General features: G+C 61.1%; 37 protein-coding genes. 35 read left to right on the top strand and 2 right to left on the bottom strand.

Going from position 1 to position 25,890, the window contains the following annotated elements:
• Positions 1–371 precede the first annotated feature (371 nt).
• The 11 genes from rpsJ to rplP all read left to right on the top strand — a co-directional run bounded on the left by rpsJ (position 372) and on the right by rplP (position 8,263).
• Positions 372–692 carry a 30S ribosomal protein S10 gene (gene rpsJ, locus ACGYLA_RS17575; protein ID WP_067267998.1) on the top strand — a complete coding sequence of 107 codons (321 nt, stop codon included), beginning with the start codon at positions 372–374 and terminating at the stop codon, positions 690–692.
• Positions 693–710: 18 nt separating this feature from the next.
• Positions 711–1,589 carry a 50S ribosomal protein L3 gene (rplC, locus tag ACGYLA_RS17570; protein ID WP_394434176.1) on the top strand — a complete coding sequence of 293 codons (879 nt, stop codon included), beginning with the start codon at positions 711–713 and terminating at the stop codon, positions 1,587–1,589.
• Positions 1,586–2,203: a 50S ribosomal protein L4 gene (gene rplD, locus ACGYLA_RS17565; RefSeq protein WP_067267960.1), complete on the top strand. Its 618-nt coding sequence runs from the start codon at positions 1,586–1,588 to the stop codon at positions 2,201–2,203. The genes rplC and rplD overlap by 4 nt, the downstream gene beginning before the upstream one ends.
• Positions 2,200–2,496: a 50S ribosomal protein L23 gene (locus ACGYLA_RS17560; protein WP_394434173.1), complete on the top strand. Its 297-nt coding sequence runs from the start codon at positions 2,200–2,202 to the stop codon at positions 2,494–2,496. The genes rplD and ACGYLA_RS17560 overlap by 4 nt, the downstream gene beginning before the upstream one ends.
• A gap of 398 nt (positions 2,497–2,894) precedes the next feature.
• Entirely contained in the window at positions 2,895–3,926 is a 1,032-nt protein-coding gene (locus ACGYLA_RS17555; RefSeq protein WP_394434171.1) for a fatty acid desaturase family protein, read from the top strand.
• A gap of 240 nt (positions 3,927–4,166) precedes the next feature.
• The gene (locus tag ACGYLA_RS17550) at positions 4,167–5,309 is read left to right on the top strand and encodes a PRC-barrel domain-containing protein (RefSeq protein WP_394434169.1); all 1,143 of its coding nucleotides are present in this window, start codon (positions 4,167–4,169) and stop codon (positions 5,307–5,309) included.
• Positions 5,310–5,620: 311 nt separating this feature from the next.
• On the top strand, positions 5,621–6,463 hold the full coding sequence (gene rplB / locus ACGYLA_RS17545) for a 50S ribosomal protein L2 (RefSeq protein WP_067267965.1): 843 nt from the start codon (positions 5,621–5,623) through the stop codon (positions 6,461–6,463).
• A 3-nt stretch (positions 6,464–6,466) separates the two neighbouring features.
• Positions 6,467–6,745: a 30S ribosomal protein S19 gene (rpsS, locus tag ACGYLA_RS17540; RefSeq protein WP_067267967.1), complete on the top strand. Its 279-nt coding sequence runs from the start codon at positions 6,467–6,469 to the stop codon at positions 6,743–6,745.
• 3 nt (positions 6,746–6,748) lie between these two features.
• Entirely contained in the window at positions 6,749–7,129 is a 381-nt protein-coding gene (gene rplV, locus ACGYLA_RS17535) for a 50S ribosomal protein L22 (RefSeq protein ID WP_067267968.1), read from the top strand.
• The gene (rpsC, locus tag ACGYLA_RS17530; protein WP_067267970.1) at positions 7,129–7,836 is read left to right on the top strand and encodes a 30S ribosomal protein S3; all 708 of its coding nucleotides are present in this window, start codon (positions 7,129–7,131) and stop codon (positions 7,834–7,836) included. Before rplV ends, rpsC begins: the two co-directional genes overlap by 1 nt.
• A gap of 13 nt (positions 7,837–7,849) precedes the next feature.
• A complete protein-coding gene (gene rplP, locus ACGYLA_RS17525; RefSeq protein WP_007118841.1) occupies positions 7,850–8,263 on the top strand; it encodes a 50S ribosomal protein L16 in 414 nt (137 codons plus the stop codon).
• A 70-nt stretch (positions 8,264–8,333) separates the two neighbouring features.
• Here rplP and ACGYLA_RS17520 read toward each other — a convergent pair whose 3' ends face one another.
• Together ACGYLA_RS17520 and ACGYLA_RS17515 are read right to left on the bottom strand one after the other, a co-directional pair.
• Entirely contained in the window at positions 8,334–8,888 is a 555-nt protein-coding gene (locus ACGYLA_RS17520; protein ID WP_394434167.1) for a hypothetical protein, read from the bottom strand.
• Positions 8,889–8,999: 111 nt separating this feature from the next.
• Positions 9,000–9,623 (bottom strand): TIGR02466 family protein, encoded by a 624-nt coding sequence (locus ACGYLA_RS17515; RefSeq protein WP_394434164.1) that lies wholly within the window; start codon positions 9,621–9,623, stop codon positions 9,000–9,002.
• Positions 9,624–9,804: 181 nt separating this feature from the next.
• Here ACGYLA_RS17515 and rpmC point away from each other — a divergent pair, with 181 nt between their 5' ends.
• From rpmC to ACGYLA_RS17395, 24 genes are all read left to right on the top strand, one after another.
• Positions 9,805–10,008: a 50S ribosomal protein L29 gene (rpmC, locus tag ACGYLA_RS17510; RefSeq protein WP_209218384.1), complete on the top strand. Its 204-nt coding sequence runs from the start codon at positions 9,805–9,807 to the stop codon at positions 10,006–10,008.
• Between the two features lie 14 nt (positions 10,009–10,022).
• Complete coding sequence (rpsQ, locus tag ACGYLA_RS17505; RefSeq protein ID WP_067267977.1) at positions 10,023–10,268, top strand: 30S ribosomal protein S17; 246 nt, start codon at positions 10,023–10,025, stop codon at positions 10,266–10,268.
• Positions 10,269–10,331: 63 nt separating this feature from the next.
• The gene (rplN, locus tag ACGYLA_RS17500; RefSeq protein WP_005621870.1) at positions 10,332–10,700 is read left to right on the top strand and encodes a 50S ribosomal protein L14; all 369 of its coding nucleotides are present in this window, start codon (positions 10,332–10,334) and stop codon (positions 10,698–10,700) included.
• A 2-nt stretch (positions 10,701–10,702) separates the two neighbouring features.
• Positions 10,703–11,014, top strand: coding sequence for a 50S ribosomal protein L24 (gene rplX / locus ACGYLA_RS17495; RefSeq protein ID WP_067267981.1), 312 nt, complete (start codon positions 10,703–10,705; stop codon positions 11,012–11,014).
• Positions 11,007–11,570, top strand: a complete 564-nt coding sequence (gene rplE / locus ACGYLA_RS17490; RefSeq protein ID WP_394434162.1) for a 50S ribosomal protein L5 — start codon at positions 11,007–11,009, stop codon at positions 11,568–11,570. Before rplX ends, rplE begins: the two co-directional genes overlap by 8 nt.
• A gap of 18 nt (positions 11,571–11,588) precedes the next feature.
• Positions 11,589–11,894, top strand: coding sequence for a 30S ribosomal protein S14 (gene rpsN / locus ACGYLA_RS17485; protein ID WP_136720403.1), 306 nt, complete (start codon positions 11,589–11,591; stop codon positions 11,892–11,894).
• 12 nt (positions 11,895–11,906) lie between these two features.
• On the top strand, positions 11,907–12,299 hold the full coding sequence (rpsH, locus tag ACGYLA_RS17480) for a 30S ribosomal protein S8 (protein ID WP_067267987.1): 393 nt from the start codon (positions 11,907–11,909) through the stop codon (positions 12,297–12,299).
• A gap of 10 nt (positions 12,300–12,309) precedes the next feature.
• Positions 12,310–12,843: a 50S ribosomal protein L6 gene (gene rplF / locus ACGYLA_RS17475; RefSeq protein WP_067267988.1), complete on the top strand. Its 534-nt coding sequence runs from the start codon at positions 12,310–12,312 to the stop codon at positions 12,841–12,843.
• Positions 12,844–12,854: 11 nt separating this feature from the next.
• The gene (gene rplR / locus ACGYLA_RS17470; RefSeq protein ID WP_271692971.1) at positions 12,855–13,214 is read left to right on the top strand and encodes a 50S ribosomal protein L18; all 360 of its coding nucleotides are present in this window, start codon (positions 12,855–12,857) and stop codon (positions 13,212–13,214) included.
• Positions 13,215–13,384: 170 nt separating this feature from the next.
• Entirely contained in the window at positions 13,385–13,966 is a 582-nt protein-coding gene (gene rpsE / locus ACGYLA_RS17465; protein ID WP_067267992.1) for a 30S ribosomal protein S5, read from the top strand.
• A 2-nt stretch (positions 13,967–13,968) separates the two neighbouring features.
• Complete coding sequence (rpmD, locus tag ACGYLA_RS17460; protein WP_067267994.1) at positions 13,969–14,157, top strand: 50S ribosomal protein L30; 189 nt, start codon at positions 13,969–13,971, stop codon at positions 14,155–14,157.
• A gap of 627 nt (positions 14,158–14,784) precedes the next feature.
• Positions 14,785–15,267, top strand: coding sequence for a 50S ribosomal protein L15 (rplO, locus tag ACGYLA_RS17455; protein ID WP_067263142.1), 483 nt, complete (start codon positions 14,785–14,787; stop codon positions 15,265–15,267).
• A gap of 119 nt (positions 15,268–15,386) precedes the next feature.
• Positions 15,387–16,769 carry a preprotein translocase subunit SecY gene (gene secY / locus ACGYLA_RS17450; protein ID WP_209218380.1) on the top strand — a complete coding sequence of 461 codons (1,383 nt, stop codon included), beginning with the start codon at positions 15,387–15,389 and terminating at the stop codon, positions 16,767–16,769.
• Complete coding sequence (locus ACGYLA_RS17445; protein WP_394434160.1) at positions 16,766–17,413, top strand: adenylate kinase; 648 nt, start codon at positions 16,766–16,768, stop codon at positions 17,411–17,413. The genes secY and ACGYLA_RS17445 overlap by 4 nt, the downstream gene beginning before the upstream one ends.
• Before the next feature lie 261 nt (positions 17,414–17,674).
• On the top strand, positions 17,675–18,043 hold the full coding sequence (gene rpsM / locus ACGYLA_RS17440; protein ID WP_067263150.1) for a 30S ribosomal protein S13: 369 nt from the start codon (positions 17,675–17,677) through the stop codon (positions 18,041–18,043).
• Between the two features lie 15 nt (positions 18,044–18,058).
• Positions 18,059–18,448, top strand: coding sequence for a 30S ribosomal protein S11 (gene rpsK / locus ACGYLA_RS17435; protein WP_067263152.1), 390 nt, complete (start codon positions 18,059–18,061; stop codon positions 18,446–18,448).
• Between the two features lie 114 nt (positions 18,449–18,562).
• Positions 18,563–19,579 (top strand): DNA-directed RNA polymerase subunit alpha, encoded by a 1,017-nt coding sequence (locus tag ACGYLA_RS17430; protein WP_007118862.1) that lies wholly within the window; start codon positions 18,563–18,565, stop codon positions 19,577–19,579.
• Positions 19,580–19,742: 163 nt separating this feature from the next.
• A complete protein-coding gene (rplQ, locus tag ACGYLA_RS17425; RefSeq protein WP_067263154.1) occupies positions 19,743–20,159 on the top strand; it encodes a 50S ribosomal protein L17 in 417 nt (138 codons plus the stop codon).
• A 119-nt stretch (positions 20,160–20,278) separates the two neighbouring features.
• A complete protein-coding gene (locus ACGYLA_RS17420; RefSeq protein WP_394434158.1) occupies positions 20,279–21,652 on the top strand; it encodes a trypsin-like peptidase domain-containing protein in 1,374 nt (457 codons plus the stop codon).
• A 1-nt stretch (position 21,653) separates the two neighbouring features.
• Positions 21,654–22,961, top strand: a complete 1,308-nt coding sequence (locus tag ACGYLA_RS17415; RefSeq protein ID WP_394434156.1) for a replication-associated recombination protein A — start codon at positions 21,654–21,656, stop codon at positions 22,959–22,961.
• A 31-nt stretch (positions 22,962–22,992) separates the two neighbouring features.
• Positions 22,993–23,346 (top strand): fluoride efflux transporter FluC, encoded by a 354-nt coding sequence (locus ACGYLA_RS17410; protein ID WP_394434154.1) that lies wholly within the window; start codon positions 22,993–22,995, stop codon positions 23,344–23,346.
• Positions 23,343–24,389 carry an RluA family pseudouridine synthase gene (locus ACGYLA_RS17405; RefSeq protein ID WP_394434152.1) on the top strand — a complete coding sequence of 349 codons (1,047 nt, stop codon included), beginning with the start codon at positions 23,343–23,345 and terminating at the stop codon, positions 24,387–24,389. The genes ACGYLA_RS17410 and ACGYLA_RS17405 overlap by 4 nt, the downstream gene beginning before the upstream one ends.
• Positions 24,386–25,069 carry an HAD-IA family hydrolase gene (locus ACGYLA_RS17400; protein WP_394434150.1) on the top strand — a complete coding sequence of 228 codons (684 nt, stop codon included), beginning with the start codon at positions 24,386–24,388 and terminating at the stop codon, positions 25,067–25,069. Before ACGYLA_RS17405 ends, ACGYLA_RS17400 begins: the two co-directional genes overlap by 4 nt.
• Positions 25,066–25,779 (top strand): ATP12 family chaperone protein, encoded by a 714-nt coding sequence (locus ACGYLA_RS17395; RefSeq protein WP_394434148.1) that lies wholly within the window; start codon positions 25,066–25,068, stop codon positions 25,777–25,779. The genes ACGYLA_RS17400 and ACGYLA_RS17395 overlap by 4 nt, the downstream gene beginning before the upstream one ends.
• The last annotated feature ends 111 nt before the right edge of the window (positions 25,780–25,890 follow it).

The raw sequence follows: 25,890 nt of genomic DNA, 5'->3' as shown, positions 1-25,890 counted from the left end.
CCCCCGTCCTGACCGGGGACCACGGTTCAGATATTCGAAAGGCCGCAGCGTTTGCTGCGGCCTTTTGCTTTGGCAGGAGAGGGGCCTTTAGCGTGCGCGTGATACTGGGGAGACGGTGCATTTCTCGGTTGTGATTGAACGCTGACGGGGTGCGCGGTCACGCCGGGGCGGCGTGACTTTGCGCACCGGTTCTAAAAACACGGGGGTTTTTAGAACCCTCTTGCCACTTGCTTTGATTCCCCCTATAGGACGCGCATCGAACCGGGGTGCGTTAGACGCGCCCCGTTTGATTTATTACCAAGGCGCGAAGAGGGGGCCGGATGAGCCTGCTTCCTCCAATCCGTTAGAATCCCAAAACAAGGGATATGCATATGGCCGTTCAAAGCCAGAACATCCGCATTCGCCTGAAGGCGTTTGACTACCGGGTGCTCGATGCCTCCACTCAGGAAATCGTCAGCACCGCCAAGCGCACAGGCGCTTCGGTTCGCGGTCCCATTCCGCTGCCGAACAAGATCGAGAAATTCACCGTTCTTCGTGGCCCCCACGTCGACAAGAAATCCCGTGACCAGTTTGAAATCCGCACGCACAAGCGTCTGCTGGATATCATCGATCCGACCCCCCAGACCGTGGACGCGCTGATGAAGCTCGACCTCGCCGCTGGCGTGGACGTCGAGATCAAGCTGCAATCGTAAAGCCGGGAGGGTAATCATATGTTGCGCTCAGGCGTTATTGCAAAAAAAGTCGGCATGACCCGGCTGTTCATGGAAGACGGCAAGCAGATCCCTGTGACCGTTCTTCAGTTGGACAAGCTTCAGGTTGTCGCACAGCGCACCGCGGACCGTGACGGCTACACCGCCGTTCAGCTCGGTGCCGGTTCGGCGAAAGCCAAACGTACAAGCCAAGCCATGCGTGGTCACTTCGCCGCGGCGAAAGTGGAACCCAAGCGCAAGCTTGCCGAGTTCCGCGTCGACGCAGACGCGATGATCAACGTCGGCGAGGAAATCACCGCTGACCATTACTTCGCCGGTCAGTATGTCGACGTTGCGGGCACCTCCATCGGTAAAGGTTTTGCCGGTGCGATGAAGCGCCACAACTTCGGCGGTCTGCGCGCCTCGCACGGTGTGTCGATCTCCCACCGTTCGCACGGCTCCACAGGCCAGTGTCAGGATCCCGGCAAGGTTTTCAAAGGCAAGAAAATGGCCGGTCACATGGGTGCTGCCCGTGTCACCACGCAGAACCTCGAAGTCGTCAAGACCGACAGCGCGCGTGGCCTGATCATGGTCAAAGGCGCCGTTCCCGGTTCCAAAGGTGGCTGGGTCACCGTCAAGGACGCGGTCAAAAAGCCGTTCCCCGAAGACGCAATCCTGCCCGCCGCTCTGAAATCTGCCGCTGACGAAGCCGCGAAAGCCGCCGAAGAGGCTGCCGCCGCAGCCGCCGCAGAGGCAGAAGCCGAAGCCAAGCGTTTGGCCGAAGAGCAAGCCGCACAGGAAGCTGAAGCGTTGAAAGCCGCAGAAGCCGAAATCGCAGCTGAAGGTTCGGATGCCGACAATTCCGATGTCGACGCTGACAAGAAAGAAGGTGACGCATGAAACTCGATGTCATCAAACTCGACGGTGGCAAAGCCGGGTCCGTAGACTTGGATGAAGCCCTGTTCGGCTTGGAGCCGCGTGCCGACATCCTGCACCGCGTCGTGCGCTGGCAGCGCAACAACGCGCAGCAGGGGACGCACAAGGTCAAGACCCGGTCCGAGACCAGCTACTCGACCAAGAAGATCTATCGCCAGAAGGGCACCGGCGGCGCACGCCACGGTGACCGCAACGCGCCGATCTTCCGCAAGGGTGGTATCTACAAAGGTCCGACCCCGCGCAGCCACGGCCACGAGCTGACCAAGAAGTTCCGCAAGCTGGGCCTGCGCCACGCGCTGTCCGCCAAAGCAAAAGCCGGTTCGCTGGTCATCATCGACGAAGCAACTTCCGAGGGCAAAACCGCCGCTCTGGCCAAGCAGGTCTCGAACCTGGGCTGGAAACGCGCGCTGGTCATCGATGGCGCTTCGGTCAACGAGAACTTCGCACAGGCCGCGCGCAACATCGATGGGTTGGACATCCTGCCGTCGATGGGCGCAAACGTCTATGACATCCTCAAGCGTGACACTCTGGTGATCACCAAAGCGGGGATCGAAGCATTGGAGGCACGCCTGAAATGAGCGCCAAGCATCAACACTACGACGTGATCCGCAAGCCGGTCATCACCGAGAAGGCAACCATGGCGTCCGAACAGAACGCCGTCGTCTTCGAAGTCGCGATCGACAGCAGCAAGCCGATGATCAAAGAGGCCGTCGAGGCGCTCTTCAACGTCAAGGTGAAGGCCGTGAACACGACCATCACCAAAGGCAAGGTCAAGCGTTTCCGGGGCCAGATGGGCCGCCGCAAAGACGTGAAAAAGGCTTATGTGACGCTCGAAGAGGGCAACACGATCGACGTCTCCACCGGGCTCTGATTTCCGGTTAGACATTTGGAAAAGGCCTCCGCATTGCGGGGGCCTTTTTCGTTTCGGGGATGCGCCGGGGCCCGGGACAAGCCGCAGGCGCCGGGCCATCGCCTGCCAGCCCGGACGGGTAGGCGATTTGGTGAGGCTGGACGTGACCTCGCAAAAGCACATCTCGGTTGAACCATAAAGTGGCACCAAGGTCCGTCAGATCGCCGACCCGCGGGCAGGCGCTGGCCCTCGGAGCATGAATGCCACCCCGGCCATGGACTAGCCACAGGCTCAACCCTCCCCCCAAAGCAGGCTGTTTCCAGCCTAAATGCCGCGACGTAACGGCAAAGGGTGACGCGGGCGTTGCTTGCGGCGTGCTTTCCTCTACAAGACCTCGGATAACGACAAAAAGCAGGTCCATGTCCCACGAAAAATCTACCTCTGGCGCGTCTGCGGACGTGTCGAACGCGCGCGACTGGGTGCGCGTGCTGGCCCGTTACCGCGAGCCGAGCACTTGGCGCAGCAGTTTTGAACTGGCGATCACGCTCGGTCCCTTTATCCTCCTTTGGGCGCTGGCTTGGTGGGCGCTCTCAGTCAGCGGCTGGTTGGCACTCGCGATCTCGCTGATGAACGCGGGCTTCTTGCTGCGGCTCTTCGCGATCCAACACGACTGCGGCCATGCGGCCTTTTTCAGCAGCCGCCGCACCAGCGATTGGGTGGGCCGCGTGCTCGGCGTGCTGACGCTGACGCCCTATGACGTGTGGCGGCGCACCCATTCGATTCACCACTCTTCAGCTGGGAACCTTGGCCGTCGTGGCATTGGCGATATCCACACGCTCACGGTTGCGGAGTATCGCGCGCTTGGGCTGTTCGGGCGGCTGCATTACCGCCTGTATCGGAACCCGATCGTGCTTTTTGGTCTTGGGCCGACCTATCTCTTCTTCGTTCAGAACCGCGTGCCACTGGGACTGATGGCGCAGACCCGCTATTGGCTGAGCGCGATGGGCACCAATCTGACGATCCTCGCAGCACTTGCGGTGATCTTCTATTTCGGGGGGATCATGCCCATTCTGCTGATCTTCGTACCCAGCACCCTTCTGGCGGCCACGGCGGGCATGTGGTTGTTCTATGTGCAGCACCAGTTCGAGACGACCCATTGGGAAGAGAACGACGCTTGGGACCTGCATGATGCGGCCTTTCACGGCTCTTCGCATTATATCCTGCCACGACCACTGCAATGGCTGAGCGCGAATATCGGCATTCACCATGTGCATCATCTTTACAGCCGCATTCCGTTCTATCGTCTGCCAGAGGTGCTGCGGGATCATGTGGCCTTGGCCGAAGGCAATCGCATGACCATTCGCGAAAGCCTCGCCAACGCGCGGCTGCATCTCTGGGACGAGAAAAGCAAACGTCTGCTGTCCTTCGCGCAGGCACGTCGCGCCGCTTGAGGCCTTCGCTACTGATGAAAAAAGCCCCCGCCTCGGCGGGGGTTTTTGCGTTTTGAGGTCATTTCATTACTTATACGCGATCCCGCTGCCGCCGGGCTCAATCATGCGGCGACCCCTGAAAAGTTCCGAAAAAAAGCCTTCGATTTTCTTGGAACAGAGCAGAAAGCTGCCGGTTGTCTCACCGTGGAAGACGGGGTGCTGCGCGCCTCACTTATCGTAAACGAACACGGGAGAGACCTAATGATCTATACCAAAACACTCATGGCTGGCGTATCCGCCGTTGCCCTTTTCGCGGCCGCTCCGGTTCTGGCGCAGGATGCGACAGAGAACGTCGAAGAGACCATCGAGCGCAATGCCGAAGCCGAAGCCGAGATGGAAGCCGAAGTCGAAGGTGGCGCAGCCGCGACCGCGAACGTCGCCGGTGGCCAAGTGGTTGTCGAGCAGGAAGACGCCGAAGTTGACGTGACCGTTCCCGAGCCCGATGTGAACGTCTCGCAGGACGCGCCCGTTGTGACCGTTGAGCAGGGCCAGCCCGAAGTGAACGTCGCCGTTCCCGAGCCGACCGTTCGCGTGCAGCAGCAGGCCCCGATCATCACCGTAGAGCAGGCGCAGCCGCAGGTCACCGTGCGCATCCCCGAGCCGGTCGTGACCGTGCAGGTGCCGAAGCCGCAGGTTGACGTGGATACAGGCGAGCCGATCGTTGATCTTGAGCAGCCCGAACCCGTCGTGAAGTTCGTGCGCCCCGAGCCGAAAGTCACCATTGAGGAAGCCGAGCCGCGCGTGACCGTTGAGCAGGCCGAAGCCGATGTGAACGTGGCCGAATCCGAAGAAGCCCGCGTCGACGTTGAGCAGCAAGAAGCCAACGTGAACGTGCAGCAGGGCGAAGACGCGAATGTTGTCGTCGAAGAAGCCGAAGCGCCGCAGGTTAACGTTGAAGGCGCCGAAGGCGCCGAGATCGACGTCGAGCAAGAGCAAGCGCGCGTGCTGATGGAAGACTTCAACGCGGATGAGCAGGGCAATATGGCCGAAGAAGACCGTGCCCGCTATCAGGAGAACGTGCAGCGTCTGCCGATCTTCAACCTGACCGCCGAAGAACTGACTGGCCGCAGCGTTGCCACCGAGACCGGTGAAGATGTTGGCGAAATCGACTTCATTGGCGTCCGTGGCGACACCGTTGTTGCGATCATCGGCGTTGGTGGTTTCCTTGGTATGGGCGAAAACGAAGTCGCCATTCCGGTTGAAAAGCTGATCATGCGTGAAGACGAAGTCATCGTCCCCGGCGTGACCGAGGAGCGTCTGGAAAGCATGCCGGAATTCAACGAAGCCGAAGTTGAAATCCTCGACCCCGGTATGCGTCTGGCCGAGAGCGTTGGCCTTGACTAATACCCACCTTGGGCAACTGCTAAACCAATAGAAGAAGGTGCTTCGGCGCCTTCTTTCCTTTTGTGCGGGCAGGGGAGAGGATTTTCGCCATGGCCACTGGACGGGCTGTTGCGAACCTGTTAGGTCGCCACATCGGCTCAGACCCCGGATTCGTCCGGGGTTTGGCTATTTGAACGATCCCGGTGGTTGGGATGCCTGCCTCGCAAGAGATTTAAACCTATCCACCACTCCCACAGGGGACCTTCGGGGCCCTATAACCAACGCGCTTTCACCTCGGTGCGAGCGTGCCTAGCAAACGGAAGACAGAGAACATGGCACTCAAGTCGTACAAACCGACGACGCCAGGCCAGCGTGGACTGGTACTGATCGACCGTTCGGAGCTGTGGAAAGGCCGCCCGGTCAAAGCCCTTACTCAGGGTCTGACCAAATCCGGTGGCCGGAACAACACCGGACGAATCACAATGCGTCGTACAGGTGGTGGTGCAAAGCGCCTCTACCGTATCGTTGATTTCAAGCGTAACAAGCTGGACATGTCCGCTGTTGTCGCGCGGATCGAATATGACCCCAACCGCACAGCCTTCATCGCACTGATCCAGTACGAAGACGGCGAGCAGGCCTACATCCTGGCCCCGCAGCGTTTGGCCATCGGCGACAAGATCATCGCCGGCGCCAAAGTGGACATCAAGCCCGGCAACGCGATGCCTTTCTCGGGCATGCCGATCGGTACGATCGTCCACAACATCGAGATGAAGCCCGGCAAAGGTGGTCAGATCGCCCGTGCCGCCGGCACCTACGCCCAGTTCGTGGGTCGTGACGGTGGCTACGCTCAGATCCGTCTGAGCTCCGGCGAGCTGCGTCTCGTGCGTCAGGAATGCATGGCCACCGTTGGTGCCGTCAGCAACCCCGACAACTCCAACCAGAACTACGGTAAAGCGGGCCGCATGCGTCACAAGGGCATCCGTCCCTCTGTGCGTGGTGTGGTGATGAACCCGATCGACCACCCGCACGGCGGTGGTGAAGGCCGGACCTCTGGTGGTCGTCACCCGGTTACTCCTTGGGGTAAGCCGACGAAGGGTGCCAAGACCCGCAACAAGAACAAAGCGTCCAGCAAGCTTATCATCCGCTCGCGTCACGCCAAGAAGAAGGGGCGTTAATCAATGGCTCGTTCAGTATGGAAAGGTCCTTTTGTTGACTCTTATGTCCTCAAAAAGGCAGAGGCTTCCCGTGAGGGCGGTCGTAACGAAGTGATCAAGATCTGGTCGCGCCGCAGCACGATCCTGCCCCAGTTCGTGGGTCTGACGTTCGGCGTCTACAACGGTCACAAGCACATTCCTGTCAACGTCAGCGAAGAAATGATCGGTCAGAAGTTCGGTGAATACTCCCCGACTCGGACCTATTACGGTCATGCCGCCGACAAAAAAGCGAAGCGGAAATAAGCCATGAGCAAGGATAAGAATCCCCGCCGCGTGGCAGACAACGAAGCAATGGCAAAACTGCGCATGCTTCGCACCAGCCCGCAGAAACTGAACCTGGTTGCTGCCCTCATCCGTGGCAAGTCCGTGGACAAGGCGCTGACCGACCTGACCTTCTCCAAGAAGCGGGTCGCGCAGGACGTGAAGAAATGCCTTCAGTCCGCCATCGCCAACGCGGAAAACAACCACAACCTGGACGTCGATGAGCTGATCGTGGCCGAGGCCTATGTCGGCAAGAACCTGACCATGAAGCGCGGTCGCCCGCGGGCCCGTGGCCGGTTCGGCAAGATCATCAAGCCGTTTGCCGAGATCACGATCAAAGTGCGTCAAGTTGAGGAGCAAGCCTGATGGGTAACAAAGTCAATCCGATCGGTATGCGCCTTCAGGTGAACCGCACCTGGGACAGCCGTTGGTACGCCGACACCAAAGATTACGGTGATCTTCTGCTCGAAGACCTCGCAATCCGCGACTTCATCAAGAAAGAGTGCCACCAGGCCGGTGTTGCCCGTGTGATCATCGAGCGTCCGCACAAGAAGTGCCGCGTCACGATCCACACAGCACGCCCCGGTGTCATCATCGGCAAGAAAGGCGCGGACATCGAGACGCTGCGCCAGAAGATTGCCAAGATGACCAACTCGGAACTGCACCTCAACATCGTTGAGGTCCGCAAGCCCGAGTTGGACGCACATCTGGTTGGTGAGAGCATTGCACAGCAGCTGGAGCGCCGGGTGTCCTTCCGCCGCGCCATGAAACGTGCCGTGCAGAACGCCATGCGCATGGGCGCACTGGGCATCCGCGTGAACCTCGCGGGTCGTCTGGGTGGTGCCGAGATCGCGCGTACCGAATGGTACCGCGAAGGTCGCGTGCCGCTGCACACATTGCGTGCCGACATCGATTACGCGCATGTCGAGGCGTCCACCGCCTACGGCATCATCGGGATCAAGACCTGGATCTTCAAAGGCGAGATCATGGAACACGACCCCGCCGCGCGTGACCGCAAGGCACAGGAACTCCAAGACGGCCCAGCACCTCGCGGTGCCGGCGGTCGTCGCTAAGGGGGAATGAGAAATGCTTCAACCAAAGCGTACTAAATTCCGCAAGCAGTTCAAAGGCTCGATCAAGGGTCTGGCGAAGGGCGGGTCTGACCTGAACTTCGGCACCTACGGCCTGAAAGCACTGCAGCCGGAGCGGGTTACAGCCCGTCAAATCGAAGCGGCACGCCGCGCCATGACGCGTCACATGAAGCGTCAGGGCCGTGTCTGGATCCGCATCTTCCCGGACGTTCCGGTAACCTCCAAGCCCGTCGAAGTTCGTATGGGTAAAGGTAAAGGTTCCGTTGACTTCTGGGCCGCCAAGGTCAAGCCGGGCCGCATCATGTTCGAGATCGACGGTGTCGGTGAAGACGTGGCGCGCGAAGCCCTGCGTCTGGCAGCCATGAAGCTGCCGATCAAGACCCGGGTCGTGGTCCGCGAGGACTGGTAAGCCCGTAGCCCCGCAAGGGGTGTTGAGAGAAAAGAACCCCCGTCGAGCGATCGGCGGGGGTTTTGCATTGTCAGTCTTCGCGGTCCAGTGCGAGCCAGAGTTTCCCGCCCCGGTAGCCACCTTTCACCAGATGGCCCGGGGTGGCGATCTCGGGGTGGGCCTCGCTCCAATCCCGGAACTGGTCCCTGCTGACGATCCGGCCGCGGTGATCGCGGGCCGCTTTCAAAATGTAGGGATCGGCGGGCGTGCCTTTCGGGACGACCATCACGCGGCTTGCGGGCAGGTCAAGCTGGCTGCTCAACGCCTTGTCATGTTGATACCGGCCAATGAGGCGGTATCCTGCGTTGGCGTCGAAGACCACGCAAGGTGATTGTCCGCGCGCGCGGAGTTCGTCCACCACCTCGCGGACGGCGCGGATGTCAGGTGCTCCGGTTTTCCAGAACATGACGTTGGAGCCGTCGACGATGACCCAGTCTTTGCGCCCCCGGCGGAGCGATCGCAGGAGGAGGATCGCGCTGGCGATGGCGCAGGGCAGGGCGATGAGCAGCAGGTCGCGGAATGTGGGGTTTATGAAAGCAGCAGCCGTGGCGGCGGAAGAGGCGAGGAGAAGGGTGCGGAGAAACATGGCGACGCGAATGACCTTTTAAATGCGATCAACTGTCGGGCAAGTTTTCCATCAGAGCAAGAAGCATGTCATGGCCACCCCGGCCCGGACTCAGGCCGCAGGTGCCGAACCTCAGCTCTCCCAATTGTAGTTAAAACTCACCGAAACCCGATCTTCCTCGATCATGTTCATCGGCACCTCGTGCCGCAGCCAGCTTTCCCACAGCAGCACGTCGCCCGCTTTGGGTGCCACATAGATGAAGGGGCGCAGTTCCTCGCGTGCATCTTGCACCCGACCGGGCGCGGCCATCATCATCGGCAGGCGCGGGTCTTCGAAACGGATCGCGCTGGCGCCCTCGGGCATGGTCACATAGGTCGTGCCCGAGATCACCGAATGCGGGTGGATATGCGAGGTGTGGATGCCGCCCTCGGGCAGGATGTTCAGCCAAAGCGAGTCGAGCACCAATTTACGCTCACCAAGATCGAATTCGAGGTCCTTGGCAAAGGCCGCGACATGTTTGTCGAGCGATTTGACCAAATCCTTAAAGATCGGAAAGCGGTAGGGCAGGTCATCCAGCGAGGCATAAGAGGTGTAGCCCGCATAGCCGTTCTCTTCGCACCAGTCCTGACCGGCCTCATCATCCTCGGCAATCGAGAAGCAGGAGGCGGCCAGTTCATCGGTGTCGATAGGCTTGCCGTGGTCCGACAGGGCGGCGTGATAGAGGCGGGTGGCGAAAAGCGATTTGATGTTTGACATGGCTCCTCCTTACGCCGAACATACCCCTATCGCCAGCCTATTTGCGCCAAAAGCGCAGATCCGAGCCAACGGGGGTTGCCATGTGCGACCTCAACGCGTATTGGCACCTTTCATCATGAACTCCACCAGAATCATGGTCACCCTGACAGGGGCCTACTGGTGATGTTGAAAGGAAGAGGCCGTGAAAGCCAGCGAACTGCACGACAAGACGCCGGACCAGCTCCGCGACGAGCTTGTGAACCTGAAAAAAGAATCCTTCAACTTGCGTTTCCAGCAGGCCACCGGCCAGCTGGAGAACTCCGCACGTCTGAAGACTGTTAAGCGTGACGTGGCCCGTGTCCACACCGTGCTGAACCAGAAAGCCGCTGCTGCGGCAGCCGAATAATAGGAGCCTGAAACATGCCCAAGCGTATCCTTACAGGCACCGTGACATCGGACGCCAACGCACAAACAGTTTCCGTTTCCGTAGAGCGCCGCTTTACGCATCCGGTTCTGAAAAAGACCATCCGTAAGTCCAAAAAGTACCGGGCTCACGATGAGAACAACACGTTCAAGGTGGGCGACACTGTGCGCATCATCGAATGTGCCCCCAAGTCGAAAACCAAACGTTGGGAAGTTCTGACTTCGGACAAAGCCGAGGCCTGAGCCCCTTAAACGAAACCCTGGGATGAGGGCCGCATCGCCCCCCAGAAGGTCGGGAGAAACCAAATGATCCAGATGCAGACCAACCTGGATGTTGCTGACAACAGCGGCGCGCGCCGTGTTCAGTGCATCAAGGTCCTGGGTGGTTCCAAGCGTAAATACGCGTCCGTCGGCGACATCATCGTCGTGTCGGTCAAGGAAGCCATCCCGCGTGGTCGTGTGAAAAAGGGCGACGTCCGCAAGGCCGTCGTCGTTCGCACCGCCAAAGAAGTTCGTCGTGAAGATGGCACCGCCATCCGCTTCGACCGCAACGCCGCTGTTATCCTGAATAACAACAACGAACCCGTCGGCACCCGTATCTTCGGGCCAGTCGTTCGTGAGCTGCGCGCGAAGAACTTCATGAAAATCATCTCGCTCGCTCCGGAGGTGCTGTAATCATGGCTGCTAAACTTCGCAAAGGTGACAAGGTCATCGTCCTGTCCGGCAAGGACAAAGGCAAGACGGGCACCATCTCGTCGGTTGACCCCAAGTCGAACAAGGCCATCGTTGACGGCGTGAAAATCGCCATCCGCGCCACGCGCCAGACACAGACATCTCAAGGCGGCCGCATCCCCAAGGCGATGCCGATCGACCTGAGCAACCTCGCACTGGTGGATGCCAATGGCAAAGCCACCCGCGTGGGTTTCAAAATCGAAGGCGACAAGAAAGTGCGCTTTGCCAAGACCACGGGGGACGTGATCGATGCTTGATACCGCAACCTACACACCCCGCCTTCAGGCCGAATACCGCGAGAAGATCCGCGCCGCCCTGAAAGAGGAATTCGGCTACAAGAACGACATGATGATCCCCAAGCTGGACAAGATCGTTCTGAACATCGGCTGCGGTGCCGAAGCCGTGCGCGACAGCAAAAAAGCCAAGTCGGCTCAGGAAGACCTGACCGCGATTGCAGGCCAGAAGGCTCTGACAACCGTGGCCAAGAAATCCATCGCTGGTTTCCGCGTGCGTGAGGACATGCCTTTGGGTGCGAAAGTGACCCTGCGTGGCGACCGTATGTACGAATTCCTTGATCGTCTGATCACGATCGCAATGCCCCGTATCCGCGACTTCCGCGGCATCCCGGGCAAGAGCTTTGACGGCCGTGGCAACTACGCCATGGGCTTGAAAGAGCATATCGTGTTCCCCGAAATCGACTTCGACAAAGTTGATGAGACTTGGGGTATGGACATCGTGATCGCCACCACGGCGAAAACCGACGCTGAAGCCAAGGCGCTGTTGAAAGCATTCAACATGCCCTTCAATTCATAAGCGCGGGAAGGATTAGAAATGGCTAAGAAATCCATGATTGAGCGCGAGAAGAAGCGCGAAGCACTGGTTAAGAAGTACGCTGACAAGCGCGCGGCTCTGAAAGAGATCGTGAGCGACGAAAGCAAACCGATGGAAGAGCGTTTCCGCGCTTCCCTGAAACTGGCGAAACTGCCGCGCAACAGCTCTGCTGTGCGTCTGCACAACCGCTGCCAGCTGACGGGCCGCCCGCACGCCTACTATCGTAAACTGAAAATTTCGCGGATCGCGCTGCGGGACCTTGGCTCTTCCGGCCAGATTCCCGGCATGGTCAAGTCGAGCTGGTAAGGAGCGCATCAGATGAACGATCCTATCGCAGATATGCTGACACGCATCCGTAACTCTTCGCTGCGCGGCAAATCCACCGTCATGACACCGGCTTCCAAGCTGCGTGCATGGGTTCTGGACGTGCTGGCCGACGAAGGCTACATCCGCGGCTATGAAAAAGTCACGGGCGCCGATGGCCACCCCGCCATCGAGATCAGCCTCAAGTACTACGAAGGCGAACCTGTTATTCGCGAGCTGAAGCGGGTTTCCAAGCCCGGTCGCCGCGTCTACATGGCCGTCAATGACATCCCCGTCGTCCGTCAGGGCCTCGGCGTGTCGATTGTCTCCACCTCCAAAGGTGTGATGTCGGACGCATCTGCACGGTCTGCCAATGTTGGCGGCGAAGTGCTCTGCACCGTATTCTAAGGAGAAGACAATGTCTCGTATCGGTAAGAAACCAGTCGCTATGCCTTCGGGTGTCTCGGCAGAGGTGAGCGGTCAGACCATCGAAGTGAAGGGCCCCAAGGGCACCCGCAGCTTCCGTGCCACTGATGACGTGAGCCTCGCGGTCGAAGACAACGCAATCACTGTGACACCGCGCGGCAAGTCCAAGCGCGCCCGTCAGCAGTGGGGCATGTCCCGCACCATGATCGAAAACCTGGTGACCGGCGTCACCACGGGCTTCAAGAAAGAGCTTGAAATCCAAGGTGTTGGTTATCGTGCGGCCATGAATGGCAACACGCTGAAACTGAACCTCGGCCTGAGCCACGATGTCGACTACGTTGCGCCCGAGGGCGTGACCGTGACGGCACCCAAGCAGACCGAAATCGTTGTGGAAGGCATCGACGAACAGCTCGTTGGTCAGGTTGCCGCGAACATCCGCGCATGGCGCAAGCCCGAGCCCTATAAGGGCAAAGGCATCCGCTATAAGGGCGAGTTCATCTTCCGCAAAGAAGGCAAGAAGAAGTAAGGAACGGATTGATGGCAAATACCAAACGACAGCTGTTCCTGAAGCGCCGCATGCGCGTTCGGAACAAACTCCGCAAAGTCAACGCCGGGCGTCTTCGCCTGTCGGTACACCGTTCGTCCAAGAACATCTCGGCCCAGCTGATCGACGATGTGAACGGCGTGACACTGGCTTCCGCCTCCTCCATGGAGAAGGATCTGGGCGTTGTCGGCAAGAACAACATCGAAGCAGCGACCAAAGTCGGTGCCGCGATTGCCGAACGTGCCAAGAAAGCCGGCGTCGAAGAAGCTTACTTCGACCGTGGCGGCTTCCTCTTCCACGGCAAGGTGAAGGCTCTGGCCGACGCCGCGCGTGAAGGCGGTTTGAAGATCTGATTGTGCGGTGCGTGGGCAACCACGCACCCGCTCTCATACGAAGGCTATGCCCCGCGCATAGCTTTCCTGCGAAGAGGGCCCGGTTGGCCCTCTCGATGATCCGGGGGCCATCGGCCCACCAGGATTGATCCTAAGGGCCGCATAAGGCCACAGAAAAAGGAAGGTGCCAGATGGCAAGAGATGACAACCGTGGGGGCAACCGCCGCAACCAACGCGACGAGACCCCGGAATTCGCTGACCGTCTGGTCGCGATCAACCGCGTGTCCAAGACCGTTAAGGGTGGTAAGCGTTTCGGCTTCGCCGCACTCGTGGTCGTGGGCGATCAGAAAGGCCGCGTCGGCTTTGGTAAGGGTAAAGCGAAAGAAGTGCCCGAGGCCATCCGCAAGGCGACCGAGCAAGCCAAGCGTCAGATGATCCGCGTTCAGCTGCGCGAAGGCCGCACTCTGCACCACGACATGCATGGTCGTCACGGCGCAGGCCGCGTCATCATGCGCACAGCACCTGAAGGTACCGGTATCATCGCCGGTGGTCCGATGCGTGCCGTGTTCGAGATGCTGGGCGTGAAAGACGTTGTGTCCAAATCGGTCGGTTCGCAGAACCCCTACAACATGATCCGCGCCACTTTGGACGGTCTGAAGAAAGAGCAATCGCCCCGTTCCGTCGCGCAGCGTCGCGGCAAGAAAGTGGCTGACATTCTGCCCAAGCGTGAAGACAACGTAGAGTCCTCCGCACAAGTGGCTGAGGAGGCATAAGCATGGCCAAGACACTCGTAATCAAGCAGGTCGGTTCGCCGATCCGCCGCCCCGCCAAACAGCGCGCAACGCTGGTCGGCCTCGGCCTCAACAAAATGGGTCGCACCCGTGAGCTGGAAGATACACCTTCCGTGCGCGGCATGATCAACAAGGTCTCGCATATGGTCGAGATCGTTGAAGAGAAAGGCTGAACCTAGGGTTCAGCGGTAGGGCGGGGGACCGTCCTACGAAGACGCCTCGCAGGGAACTGCGGGGCGTTTTGCGTTGTGGGATTTGCGGGTTTGGCAGGCGAATGCTGAGGCGCGCTTGGTACGCGTTCGGTCCGCTTACTGGGGGGATTCGAGAGGTCGGTTCCTTCGCCCACTCGTTTTCAACACTTGTTAATATTTCGTTAACATTTACCGTTGAATGGCCTCACGCATTTTTTCGGGGCGTAAACGGATAGGATTAACGATGAAACCCTTTGCTATACTCGCCGTTATATTTGTGGCGGCTGGTGGGCCGTCCTTCGCGTCGGTTCAGATGCAAACCAGCCAACTAAGTACCCCCGACGGCCCCGCCCATGGGGGCGGATGTAGAAAATCCTCACCGCCGGGGCGATGTTGCCATGCCGGATCAAAGCCATATCATTGCCACTAGCCGGTGGGATTAGGTCGACAGGGGTGAGGCGCTGGAGGTAGTCGCCACGCCCCCCTTGTCACGCCCCCCGCCATCCCCTATACGCCCCCGGTGGCCCGTGTTGGGTCGCAATGGAATCGCAACGCCGCGTTTGGCCACTCCCGTCGCTGGGGGCCATTTCCGGCATAAGGAGAAGCGACATGAAACTGCACGAACTTTCCGACAACGAAGGCGCAGCCAAGAAGCGTATGCGCGTTGGCCGTGGTCCCGGCTCTGGCAAGGGTAAAATGGGTGGCCGTGGTATCAAGGGTCAGAAGTCCCGCTCGGGTGTGAGCATCAACGGCTACGAAGGCGGCCAGATGCCCATCTACCAGCGTCTGCCCAAGCGCGGCTTCAACAAGCCGAACCGCAAATCCTTCGCTGTCGTTAACCTGGGCCTGATCCAGAAATTCATCGACGCGAAGAAACTCGACGCGGGCAACACAATCGACGCCGCAGCGCTGGTCGCTTCCGGTCTGGTCCGTCGTGAGCTGGACGGTATCCGCGTTCTGGCCAAGGGTGACATCACCTCCAAGATCGACCTGAATGTCGCGGGCGCTTCCAAGTCCGCCATCGAGGCGGTCGAGAAGGCAGGCGGCAAGGTGACCGTGACCGCCCCCAAGGCGGCCGAGGCATCCGAGTAAAGCGGCCTTAAGGCTTGTGAGCGGCGCGCCAGCCGCTTACATAACCTCAAGTTTTCCCGAACGCCGCCCGCCGGAAAACGGCCCGGGCGGCGTTTTCGCAACAAGAGAAGAGACCCCTCATGGTATCTGCCGTCGAAAACATGGCCGCGAACACGAGCTGGTCCGCATTGGGCAAGGCAACAGACCTGCGCAACCGGATTCTGTTCACGCTCGGGCTGCTTATCGTTTACCGCCTTGGCACCTTCATTCCGGTTCCCGGCATCGACGGTGGCGCACTGCGTGACTTTATGGAGAGCGCAGGCCAAGGCATCGGCGGCATGGTGTCGATGTTCACCGGCGGCGCGCTTGGCCGGATGGGTATCTTCGCTCTGGGCATCATGCCCTATATCTCGGCCTCGATCATCGTTCAGCTGCTGACCTCCATGGTGCCTGCGCTGGAACAGCTCAAGAAAGAGGGCGAGCAGGGGCGCAAGAAGATCAACCAGTATACACGCTACGGTACCGTGGCGCTGGCGACTTTGCAGTCCTATGGCCTTGCCGTGAGCCTTCAGGCCGGTGACATCGTGGCCGATGGCCAGATGGGTTTCGGCTTTATCGCGGCCTGTATGATTACCCTCGTGGGCGGCACCATGTTCCTGATGTGGCTGGGTGAGCAGATCACCGCACGCGGCATCGGCAACGGCATCTCGCTCATCATCTTCGTCGGCATCATCGCCGAGGTTCCCGCCGCCATTGCGCAGTTCTTCGCCTCGGGCCGTTCGGGCGCCATCAGCCCCGCCGTCATCGTGGGCGTCTTGGTCATGGTGATCGCGACGATCATGTTCGTGGTCTTCATGGAGCGGGCCCTGCGCAAGATCCACATTCAATACCCCCGCCGCCAGGTCGGCATGAAGATGTACGACGGCGGCACCAGCCACCTGCCGGTGAAGGTGAACCCGGCGGGCGTGATCCCGGCGATCTTCGCCTCCTCGCTGCTGCTGCTGCCGGTCACGGTTAGCACCTTCTCGGGCAATTCTACCAGCCCAGTGATGTCTTGGCTCTTGGCGAACTTCGGCCCCGGTCAGCCGCTTTACCTGCTGTTCTTCGTTGGCATGATCGTCTTCTTCGCCTATTTCTACACCTTCAACGTCAGCTTCAAACCTGATGATGTGGCCGACAACCTGAAGAACCAGAACGGCTTTGTTCCCGGCATTCGTCCCGGCAAGCGCACGGCTGAGTATCTGGAGTATGTGGTCAACCGCATCCTTGTCCTCGGGTCGGCCTATCTGGCGGCGGTCTGTGTTCTGCCCGAGATTCTGCGCGGCCAGTTCGCCATTCCCTTCTACTTTGGTGGCACATCGGTGCTGATCGTCGTCTCGGTCACCATGGACACGATCCAACAGGTTCAAAGCCATCTGCTGGCGCACCAGTATGAAGGTCTGCTTGAGAAGTCTCAGCTGCGCGGCAAGGGCGCGGGCAAAGGCAAAGGTACACGCAAGAAACGGAGCCCCGTACGTCGATGAATATTATCCTACTCGGGCCTCCGGGCGCAGGCAAAGGCACCCAAGCACGTCATCTGGTCGAGACCCGCAACATGGTTCAGCTCTCCACCGGCGACATGCTGCGTGAAGCCAAGGACAGCGGCACGGAGATGGGCAAGATCGTGGCTGACGTCATGGACCGCGGCGCGCTGGTCACCGACGAAATTGTCATCGGCCTGATCCGCGAAAAGTTGACCGACAAGGCCGAGCATGGCGGCTTCATCTTTGACGGTTTCCCCCGCACGCTGGCGCAAGCTGATGCGCTGGCCGATTTGATGGCGCAAGAGGGCCAGACCCTCGACGCTGTGATCGAGATGAAGGTCGACGATGAGGCGCTGGTGGCGCGCATCACCGCCCGTTCCACCTGCGCAAGCTGTGGCGAGGTTTATAACGACCTGACCAAACCGATCCCCGAAGATGGTAAGTGCACCAACTGCGGCGAGACCGAGTTCAAGCGCCGCGCAGACGACAATGAGGAAAGCCTCAAAACCCGTCTGATGGCCTATTACAAACAGACCTCTCCGCTGATCGGCTACTACTATGCCAAAGACATGCTCAGCGGCGTGAACGGTCTGGGCCAGATCGAAGAAGTGCGCGGCGCGATCGCGCAGGTTCTCGACAAGTGATTTCCCGGCCGCGCGGGGCAGGGGGCGCTGTCCTTTGCCTTCGCGCGGCGGAGCAGCGTAGAGTTTTGTGCGGGCCTTGACGCCCTGCGCAAAACCTCATAGTCACCCCTATCTCGTAAGAGAATCAAACTGCGGCAAGGGTTCCGCCCGACCCCGCAAGATCACCTGATCAGCCTTAGCCCGATGGTCTTACCGCCTCGGGCTTGTGTTGTGAAAAAAGGGTCTGGAATCACGGACCCGCAACGAAAAGGAATAGCTAACGTGGCACGTATTGCCGGCGTAAACATCCCGACTGCAAAGCGGGTTCCCATCGCCCTCACCTATATCACCGGTATTGGCAGCTCCTCCGCCAAGGCCATCTGCGAAGCTGTCGGCATCGACGAGACCCGCCGGGTCAACGAGCTGTCCGACGCCGAAGTTCTGGCCGTGCGTGAGCACATCGACGCCAACTACACCGTCGAAGGCGACCTGCGTCGTGACACGCAGATGAACATCAAGCGCCTGATGGACCTCGGCTGCTACCGTGGCCTGCGCCACCGTCGCAACCTGCCGGTTCGCGGCCAGCGCACCCATACCAACGCACGCACACGCAAAGGCCCCGCAAAGGCCATTGCTGGCAAGAAGAAATAAGGGAGGGTCCGATCAATGGCACGCGATAAGACACGCACCAAGCGTAAGGTCTCCAAGAACATCGCCGCAGGCGTGGCGCATGTGAACTCGAGCTTCAACAACACCAAGATCCTGATCTCGGACGTGCAGGGCAACGCGATCTCCTGGTCGTCTGCTGGCACCATGGGCTTCAAGGGTTCGCGCAAGTCGACACCCTATGCCGCCCAGATGGCCGCCGAAGACGCGGGCCGCAAGGCACAGGATCACGGCGTCAAGACGCTGGAAGTCGAAGTGCAGGGCCCCGGTTCGGGCCGCGAGAGCGCCCTGCGCGCCCTTGCTGCCGCCGGTTTCAACATCACCTCGATCCGTGATGTGACCCCGATGGCCCACAACGGCTGCCGCCCGCCCAAACGCCGCCGCGTTTAAGCCGGGATTGTTTTACATGGGGTCGCGCCTTGCGTGCGGCCCCATACCGCTTTTCAGAAACCTCGAGCGTTTGTGTCATTTGGACATGAGGCACAAACAAGGATGGAGGGACGCATGATCCACAAGAATTGGGCTGAATTGATCAAGCCGCAACAGCTTGACGTCAAGCCGGGCAACGACCCCGCACGTCAGGCAACCGTCATGGCCGAACCGCTGGAGCGGGGCTTCGGTCTGACCCTCGGCAACGCGCTGCGCCGCGTGCTGATGTCCTCGCTGCAGGGCGCGGCAATCACCTCCGTGCAGATCGACAACGTGCTGCACGAGTTCTCCTCCGTCGCCGGTGTGCGCGAAGACGTGACCGACATCATCCTGAACCTCAAGGGCGTCAGCCTGCGCATGGAAGTCGAAGGGCCGAAGCGCCTGTCGATCTCCGCCAAGGGCCCGGGCGTCGTCACCGCCGGTGACATCTCCGAATCCGCCGGTATCGAGATTCTGAACCGCGAGCATGTGATCTGCCACCTCGACGATGGTGCAGATGTCTACATGGAGCTGACCGTTAACACCGGCAAGGGCTATGTCTCTGCCGACAAGAACAAGCCCGAAGATGCGCCTATCGGTCTCATTCCGATCGACGCGATCTATTCGCCGGTCAAGAAGGTCTCCTATGACGTGCAGCCCACCCGTGAGGGCCAGGTGCTGGACTATGACAAGCTGACCATGAAGGTCGAAACAGACGGCTCCATCACGCCGGACGACGCCGTGGCCTTCGCCGCGCGCATCCTGCAGGACCAGCTTGGCATCTTCGTCAACTTCGACGAGCCGGAATCGGCGTCCCGTCAGGACGACGACGACGGTCTCGAGTTCAACCCGCTGCTGCTGAAGAAGGTCGACGAACTGGAGCTCTCGGTCCGTTCGGCGAACTGCCTGAAGAACGACAACATCGTCTACATCGGCGACCTGATCCAGAAGACCGAAGCCGAGATGCTGCGCACCCCGAACTTCGGCCGCAAGTCCTTGAACGAGATCAAGGAAGTGCTGTCGGGCATGGGTCTGCACCTTGGCATGGACGTCGAGGACTGGCCGCCAGAGAACATCGAAGACCTCGCCAAGAAGTTCGAGGATTCGTTCTAAGATACGGTGCCCGGAAACTTTCAAAGTTTCCGGGGCCGATTTCTTTCAAAGAAATCGGGTGCCGTGAAGACCGGGCACACGCCCCAAGGTGAGCTCGTGACACGCATCGCGGGCCAGACAAAGCAAAACCGCCCGTAGAGGGCATCACGATTGGAGTAAGACAATGCGTCACGCACGTGGATACCGCCGCCTGAACCGTACACATGAACACCGCAAGGCGCTGTTCTCGAACATGGCAGGCTCGCTCATCGAGCATGAGCAGATTAAGACCACCTTGCCGAAAGCCAAGGAACTGAAGCCGATCATCGAAAAGATGATCACGCTGGCCAAGCGCGGCGACCTGCACGCCCGCCGTCAGGCCGCGTCGAAGCTGAAAGAAGACCAGTATGTCGCCAAGCTGTTCGACGTGCTGGGCCCGCGCTACAAGGACCGTCAGGGTGGCTACGTCCGTGTTCTGAAGGCCGGCTTCCGCTATGGTGACATGGCGCCGATGGCGATCATCGAATTCGTCGACCGCGACCGCGACGCCAAGGGCGCTGCTGACAAGGCGCGTCTGGCCGAGGAAGAAGCGGCAGAATAAGATCCCCGCCTATCGCGGATCGGAAAGCCCTGCCATTCGGCGGGGCTTTTTCTTTTCCGGGCCCTCGCGCAGAGAAATCGCAGTTGCACCGGGCCGGGACCCTGCGCATATCTGGGGGTATGAGATACCTCCTGCTGATCCTGATGTTGCTCGCCGCCCCCCTGGCGGCGCAGCAGGTGCCAAGCTCGGCCGCGCAGATGCAGTTGAGTTTCGTGCCGCTGGTCAAAGAGGTCGCGCCGGCGGTCGTGAACATCTACGCCCGCACCATCACCGAAGCGCGCCGCACGCCGCTGCAGGCCGACCCTTTCTTCGAAAGGTTCTTTCGCGATCCTTTCTCCGAGCGGCCCCGGGTGCAGAACTCGCTCGGCTCGGGCGTGATCCTCTCTGCTGACGGGATCGTCGTGTCGAACTACCACGTCGTCGGCACCGCCACCGACATCCGCGTCGTGCTGAACGACCGGCGCGAGTACAGCGCCCGGGTGCTTCTGGGCGATGCCGACAGCGATCTTGCGATCCTCAAACTCGAAGGCGCGGAGGACCTGCCCTTTCTCAAGCTGCGCGACAGCGACGCGGTAGAGGTGGGCGAGTTGACGCTGGCCATCGGCAACCCCTTCGGCGTGGGCCAGACCGTGTCGAGCGGGATCGTCTCGGGGCTGGCCCGCTCTGGCGCCGCGGGCGGGGGAGGTCAGGGCTATTTCATCCAGACCGACGCGCCGATCAACCCGGGCAATTCCGGCGGGGCGCTCATTGACATGGGCGGAAGGCTCATCGGAGTGAACACCTCGATCCTGACCCGCTCGGGCGGCAGCAACGGCATCGGTTTCGCCATTCCCGCCGATCTGGTCGCCGCCTTCGTCGCACAGGCCCGCGCCGGGGAGACCGCTTTCCAGCGCCCCTGGGCGGGGCTTTCAGGCCAGCCAGTCGATGCCGACATGGCGGGGCCCTTGGGGCTGGACCGTCCGGGCGGGATCATCGTTTCCGGGCTGCATCCCGCCAGCCCCTTCAACGGCGCGGGGTTGAAGGTTGGCGACGTGATCGTCAGCGTCGACGACCAGCCGGTGAATACGCCCGCCGAGATGATCTACCGCATGTCGGTGGCGGGGCTGGGCCATTCTGCGCGCGTGGGTGTCATGCGCGAGGGGCGGCTGCAAGAGGTGACCGTGGCTCTGATCGCCGCGCCCGACGTGCCGGACCGTGCCGAGGTCACCTTGGGCGCGCGCAGCCTGCTGCCGGGCCTCAAAGCGGCGCGGATCAACCCGGCGGTCATTGCCGAGATGAACCTGCCCTTGGAAAGCGCGGGCGTCGTGGTGCTCGACGCCGGACGCTTCGGCCCGCGCGTGGGGCTCAGCGATGGCGACGTGATACTCTCGGTCAACGGCGTGGCGGTGGAAGATACCGCCGCCCTCGCGGCGCTGCTCTCGGGGCAGGTGCGCCGCATCCAGATGGTGATACAACGGGGCGACCGGCGCATGGCGCTGCGGTTCAGGGGGTAGCGTGGCGGATCTGTTCGGAGAGACGGGAAAAGCGGAAGAGGGCGGCCACCGCCCTCTTGCCGACCGGCTGCGGCCGAAATCCCTTGCCGAGGTGATCGGGCAGGAAAAAGTGCTGGGGCCCGACGCGCCGCTGACGGTGATGCTGGCAGCCGGCGCGTTGTCTTCGTTGATCTTCTGGGGCCCGCCCGGCGTGGGCAAGACCACCATCGCGCGGCTTTTGGCGGATGAGACCGATCTGCATTTCGTGCAGATCAGCGCGATCTTCTCGGGCGTGCCGGAACTGCGCAAGGTCTTCGAGGCCGCCAAGATGCGCCGCCGTCAGGGGCAGGGGACGCTTCTTTTCGTCGACGAGATTCACCGTTTCAACAAGGCCCAGCAGGACGGCTTCCTGCCGCATATGGAGGATGGCACCATCCTTCTGGTCGGCGCCACCACCGAGAATCCCAGTTTCGAGTTAAACGCCGCCGTGCTGAGCCGCGCACAGGTGCTGGTGCTGGAACGCCTGCCGCATGAGGATCTGGAGCGTCTGGCGCAGCGGGCGGAACGCGAGCAGGGCAAACCCCTGCCGCTGCAACCCGAGGCGCGCGAGGCGCTTTTGGAGATGGCCGACGGCGACGGGCGGGCGCTTCTGAACCTGATCGAACAGGTGACCGCCTGGAAGGACGACGGCCCGCTCGACAAGGCGGGGCTGTCAAAGCGCCTCATGCGCCGTGCCGCGCAATACGACAAATCGGGGGATTCGCATTACAACCTCATCTCGGCGCTGCATAAATCCATGCGTGGATCGGACCCAGACGCGGCGCTCTACTGGCTGGGCCGAATGCTCGAGGGCGGGGAGGACCCGCGCTACCTGATGCGGCGGATCACACGGATGGCGGTTGAAGATGTCGGTCTGGCAGATCCACAGGCACAGGCCTTCTGCCTTCAGGCCTGGGAGACCTACGAGCGGCTTGGCAGCCCGGAGGGCGAACTCGCGATCGCGCAGGCGCTGACCTACATCTGCCTCGCGCCGAAATCCAACGCCGTCTACAAGGCTTACAAGGGCGCGCGACGGCTGGCGCGTAGCACCGGGTCAGAGCCGCCGCCCAAGCACATTCTTAACGCGCCGACCAAGCTGATGAAGGAGCAAGGCTACGGCAGCGGCTATGCCTACGACCATGATGCCGAAGACGGGTTTTCGGGGCAGAACTACTTTCCCGACACGATGGAACGGCCGAACCTCTATGAGCCGGTCGAGCGCGGTTTCGAGCGGGAGTTGAAAAAGCGGCAGGACTACTTTGCCGGGCTGCGGGCAAAGCGGAAAACTTGACTCCGGCCCGCGCAAGCGCGATGGGGTGTCGATGATGAAAACACTGATCATGGTGGCGCTCGGCGGCGCTTTGGGCGCGTGTCTGCGCTACCTTGTCGGTCTCGCCGTCGGCTTCCCTTTGGGCACGCTGGCGGTGAACGTCGCAGGGTCGCTGGCGATCGGCGTCGTTTGGGTATCCTTGGCCGACAAGACGCTGCTGCTGCCCTTCTTGATGACTGGTCTTCTGGGCGGCTTCACGACCTTTTCGGCGTTTTCACTCGACACGCTGCGCCTGCTTGAGGCAGGCCGCGCCGCTGTTGCATTTTCATATGTGGGGGCCTCGGTGATCTTGTCGCTGGCCGCCTGTTTGCTGGGCCTCTGGTTGGCCCGAGAGGTATTGGCATGAGCCGCGTACAGACAGTGACCGTCGCCGAGGGTGATGGCGACCAGCGGCTCGACCGCTGGTTCAAGCGGATGTTTCCGCAGATCAATCAAGGCCTCATCGAGAAGATGTGCCGCAAGGGCGAGATCCGTGTCGATGGGGGCCGTGTCAAGGCTAACACCCGGCTCGAGGCGGGCCAGCAGGTGCGCGTGCCGCCGCTGCCCGATGCCGCGCCGCCCCCGCCGCCCAAGCGGACACGCATCACCGAGGCGGATGCCAAGATGATCCGCAACTGCGTGATCTACCGCGACGACCATGTCATCGCGCTCAACAAGCCCGCCGGTCTGGCGGTGCAGGGCGGTTCGGGGCAGGCGGATCGGCATGTCGATGCTCTGTCCGAGGCGCTGACCTTCGACGCCGAGGAGAAGCCGCGCCTCGTGCACCGGCTCGACCGCGACACCTCGGGCGTGCTGCTGCTGGCGCGGACCCGCGCGGCGGCCAAATCGCTGACGGCGGCGATGCGGCACCGCGAAACCCGCAAGATCTATTGGGCCATCGTCGCGGGCGTGCCGACACCGTACTTGGGCGAGATCAAATACGGTCTGGTCAAGGCCGGCGGCCATGGCCGCAAGGGCGAGGGCGAGAAGATGATCGCCGTGCACCCGCGCGACATGGACGACACGCCGGGCGCGAAACGCGCGCATACGCTTTATGCCACGCTCTTCCGCGTCGGCTCGCGCGCGTCTTGGGTGGCGATGGAGCCGGTCACGGGCCGCACCCACCAGCTGCGAGCGCATATGGCTGAGATCGGGCATCCGATCGTCGGTGACGGCAAATACGGCGGCTCGGGGCAGGAGAACCTCGGCGATGGCTGGGGCGCGCAACTGGGCGGGATCATCTCGAAGAAGCTGCATCTGCATGCGCGGATGATGCGTTTCGAGCATCCGCACACGCGCAAGGTGGTCACCATCACCGCTGAACTGCCCGACCACATGGCGCATAGCTGGGACACCTTCGGTTGGACCGAGGATCTCGCCGAAGAAGACCCTTTCGAGTCGCTGCAATGAGCAAACCGCTCCGTTTGGTGATCTTTGACGTCGACGGCACGCTGGTCGACAGCCAAGGCGATATCGTCGCGGCGATGACGTCGGCCTTTGCGGCTGTGGAGGCGCCCGCGCCAACGCGGGCCGAGATCCTGTCGATCGTCGGCCTATCGCTGGATGTGGCGATGACGGTGCTGGCCCCCACGCGCCCGGCGGGGGATCACCTTGCGATGGTTGAAGCCTATAAGGCTGCCTATATGACACTGCGGGCTGAGGCAGGCGTGGCGCAATCTTCGCCGCTTTACCCCGGCGCGGTTGAGACGTTGCGGCGTCTTCACGCAGAGCCGGAGGTGCTGTTGGGCGTCGCCACGGGAAAGTCGAAACGCGGGTTGGACAAGTTGATCGCCGGTCACGGGCTGGAGGGTCTTTTCATCACGCAGCAGGTGGCGGATTTCCATCCCTCCAAGCCGCATCCGTCGATGATCCATCAGGCGATGGCCGATGCCGGGGTGGGGCCTGAGGCCACGGTGATGATCGGCGACACCTCTTTCGACATGGACATGGCCGCCGCTGCCGGGGTGACCGGGATCGGCGTCAAATGGGGCTATCACGGCCCGGAACGGCTGGCCGCCGCCGCGCATCTGGTCGAGGATTTCGCGGCGCTGCCCGCCCTACTGGAACAAATCTGGAGCATTCCCGCATGAGTGACTGGAAAGCCAAACGCTTTTGGAAAGACGCCGCCGTGGTCGCGGTCGAAGACGGTTTCACCGTCGAGTTGGACGGCCGCCGGGTGAAAACCCCGGCCAAGCGCCCGCTGACCCTGCCGACCCGCGCCATGGCCGAGGCCGTGGCCGCCGAATGGCAGGCGCAGGAGAAACAGATCGACCCGCGCACCATGCCGGTGACCAAGACCGCCAATGCCGCGATCGACAAGGTCGCGGTGCAAAAGGCCGAGGTCGTCGAGATGCTCGCGGCCTATGGCGACAGCGATCTTCTGTGCTACCGCGCCGACAGCCCCGAAGGTTTGGTCGCCCGGCAAGCGTCTGAGTGGGATCCGATGCTGGATTGGGCGGCGCAAACCCTTGGCGTGCGGTTGGAGACGCGGGAGGGCATCATGCATGAGCCGCAAGCGCCCGAAGCCCTGGCCCAATTGCACCGGCGGACGGCGGCGCTTGATCCCTTTGAACTGGCGGCTTTTCATGACCTTGTGAGCCTCACCGGCTCGCTGATCCTTGGCTTTGCCGCGCTCGAACAGGCCTTTGACCCCGAGGAAATTTGGGCCCTGTCGCGGCTGGATGAGACATGGCAGGCCGAGCAATGGGGCCGCGATGACGTGGCCGAGCAAGAGGCCGAAATCAAGCGGCAGGCGTTTTTACATGCATGTGCAATAATAGTGCTTTGCAAAGCTGCTTAACTTGATAAAAGCTTTGCGCCGCGATGTGAAAACCCGCTCTGATTTTGCCCATCGCGCCCTTGACCTTCAAACCTGAATCCGCCCACACTGCTTTTCATTGAGCAAGGGAAA

The sequence above is a fragment of the Sulfitobacter sp. 1A13679 genome (assembly GCF_043557115.1).
Lineage (GTDB): Bacteria > Pseudomonadota > Alphaproteobacteria > Rhodobacterales > Rhodobacteraceae > Sulfitobacter > Sulfitobacter faviae.
This window is presented reverse-complemented; position numbering and strand designations above follow the sequence as displayed.

Bases quoted from the DNA above. Each gene is read 5' to 3' on its own strand.
- rpsJ (WP_067267998.1), top strand. From the start codon at position 372: ATGGCCGTTCAAAGCCAGAACATCCGCATTCGCCTGAAGGCGTTTGAC.
- rplC (WP_394434176.1), top strand. From the start codon at position 711: ATGTTGCGCTCAGGCGTTATTGCAAAAAAAGTCGGCATGACCCGGCTG.
- rplD (WP_067267960.1), top strand. From the start codon at position 1,586: ATGAAACTCGATGTCATCAAACTCGACGGTGGCAAAGCCGGGTCCGTA.
- ACGYLA_RS17560 (WP_394434173.1), top strand. From the start codon at position 2,200: ATGAGCGCCAAGCATCAACACTACGACGTGATCCGCAAGCCGGTCATC.
- ACGYLA_RS17555 (WP_394434171.1), top strand. From the start codon at position 2,895: ATGTCCCACGAAAAATCTACCTCTGGCGCGTCTGCGGACGTGTCGAAC.
- ACGYLA_RS17550 (WP_394434169.1), top strand. From the start codon at position 4,167: ATGATCTATACCAAAACACTCATGGCTGGCGTATCCGCCGTTGCCCTT.
- rplB (WP_067267965.1), top strand. From the start codon at position 5,621: ATGGCACTCAAGTCGTACAAACCGACGACGCCAGGCCAGCGTGGACTG.
- rpsS (WP_067267967.1), top strand. From the start codon at position 6,467: ATGGCTCGTTCAGTATGGAAAGGTCCTTTTGTTGACTCTTATGTCCTC.
- rplV (WP_067267968.1), top strand. From the start codon at position 6,749: ATGAGCAAGGATAAGAATCCCCGCCGCGTGGCAGACAACGAAGCAATG.
- rpsC (WP_067267970.1), top strand. From the start codon at position 7,129: ATGGGTAACAAAGTCAATCCGATCGGTATGCGCCTTCAGGTGAACCGC.
- rplP (WP_007118841.1), top strand. From the start codon at position 7,850: ATGCTTCAACCAAAGCGTACTAAATTCCGCAAGCAGTTCAAAGGCTCG.
- ACGYLA_RS17520 (WP_394434167.1), bottom strand. From the start codon at position 8,888: ATGTTTCTCCGCACCCTTCTCCTCGCCTCTTCCGCCGCCACGGCTGCT.
- ACGYLA_RS17515 (WP_394434164.1), bottom strand. From the start codon at position 9,623: ATGTCAAACATCAAATCGCTTTTCGCCACCCGCCTCTATCACGCCGCC.
- rpsQ (WP_067267977.1), top strand. From the start codon at position 10,023: ATGCCCAAGCGTATCCTTACAGGCACCGTGACATCGGACGCCAACGCA.
- rplN (WP_005621870.1), top strand. From the start codon at position 10,332: ATGATCCAGATGCAGACCAACCTGGATGTTGCTGACAACAGCGGCGCG.
- rplX (WP_067267981.1), top strand. From the start codon at position 10,703: ATGGCTGCTAAACTTCGCAAAGGTGACAAGGTCATCGTCCTGTCCGGC.
- rplE (WP_394434162.1), top strand. From the start codon at position 11,007: ATGCTTGATACCGCAACCTACACACCCCGCCTTCAGGCCGAATACCGC.
- rpsN (WP_136720403.1), top strand. From the start codon at position 11,589: ATGGCTAAGAAATCCATGATTGAGCGCGAGAAGAAGCGCGAAGCACTG.
- rpsH (WP_067267987.1), top strand. From the start codon at position 11,907: ATGAACGATCCTATCGCAGATATGCTGACACGCATCCGTAACTCTTCG.
- rplF (WP_067267988.1), top strand. From the start codon at position 12,310: ATGTCTCGTATCGGTAAGAAACCAGTCGCTATGCCTTCGGGTGTCTCG.
- rplR (WP_271692971.1), top strand. From the start codon at position 12,855: ATGGCAAATACCAAACGACAGCTGTTCCTGAAGCGCCGCATGCGCGTT.
- rpsE (WP_067267992.1), top strand. From the start codon at position 13,385: ATGGCAAGAGATGACAACCGTGGGGGCAACCGCCGCAACCAACGCGAC.
- rpmD (WP_067267994.1), top strand. From the start codon at position 13,969: ATGGCCAAGACACTCGTAATCAAGCAGGTCGGTTCGCCGATCCGCCGC.
- rplO (WP_067263142.1), top strand. From the start codon at position 14,785: ATGAAACTGCACGAACTTTCCGACAACGAAGGCGCAGCCAAGAAGCGT.
- secY (WP_209218380.1), top strand. From the start codon at position 15,387: ATGGTATCTGCCGTCGAAAACATGGCCGCGAACACGAGCTGGTCCGCA.
- ACGYLA_RS17445 (WP_394434160.1), top strand. From the start codon at position 16,766: ATGAATATTATCCTACTCGGGCCTCCGGGCGCAGGCAAAGGCACCCAA.
- rpsK (WP_067263152.1), top strand. From the start codon at position 18,059: ATGGCACGCGATAAGACACGCACCAAGCGTAAGGTCTCCAAGAACATC.
- ACGYLA_RS17430 (WP_007118862.1), top strand. From the start codon at position 18,563: ATGATCCACAAGAATTGGGCTGAATTGATCAAGCCGCAACAGCTTGAC.
- rplQ (WP_067263154.1), top strand. From the start codon at position 19,743: ATGCGTCACGCACGTGGATACCGCCGCCTGAACCGTACACATGAACAC.
- ACGYLA_RS17420 (WP_394434158.1), top strand. From the start codon at position 20,279: ATGAGATACCTCCTGCTGATCCTGATGTTGCTCGCCGCCCCCCTGGCG.
- ACGYLA_RS17410 (WP_394434154.1), top strand. From the start codon at position 22,993: ATGATGAAAACACTGATCATGGTGGCGCTCGGCGGCGCTTTGGGCGCG.
- ACGYLA_RS17405 (WP_394434152.1), top strand. From the start codon at position 23,343: ATGAGCCGCGTACAGACAGTGACCGTCGCCGAGGGTGATGGCGACCAG.
- ACGYLA_RS17400 (WP_394434150.1), top strand. From the start codon at position 24,386: ATGAGCAAACCGCTCCGTTTGGTGATCTTTGACGTCGACGGCACGCTG.
- ACGYLA_RS17395 (WP_394434148.1), top strand. From the start codon at position 25,066: ATGAGTGACTGGAAAGCCAAACGCTTTTGGAAAGACGCCGCCGTGGTC.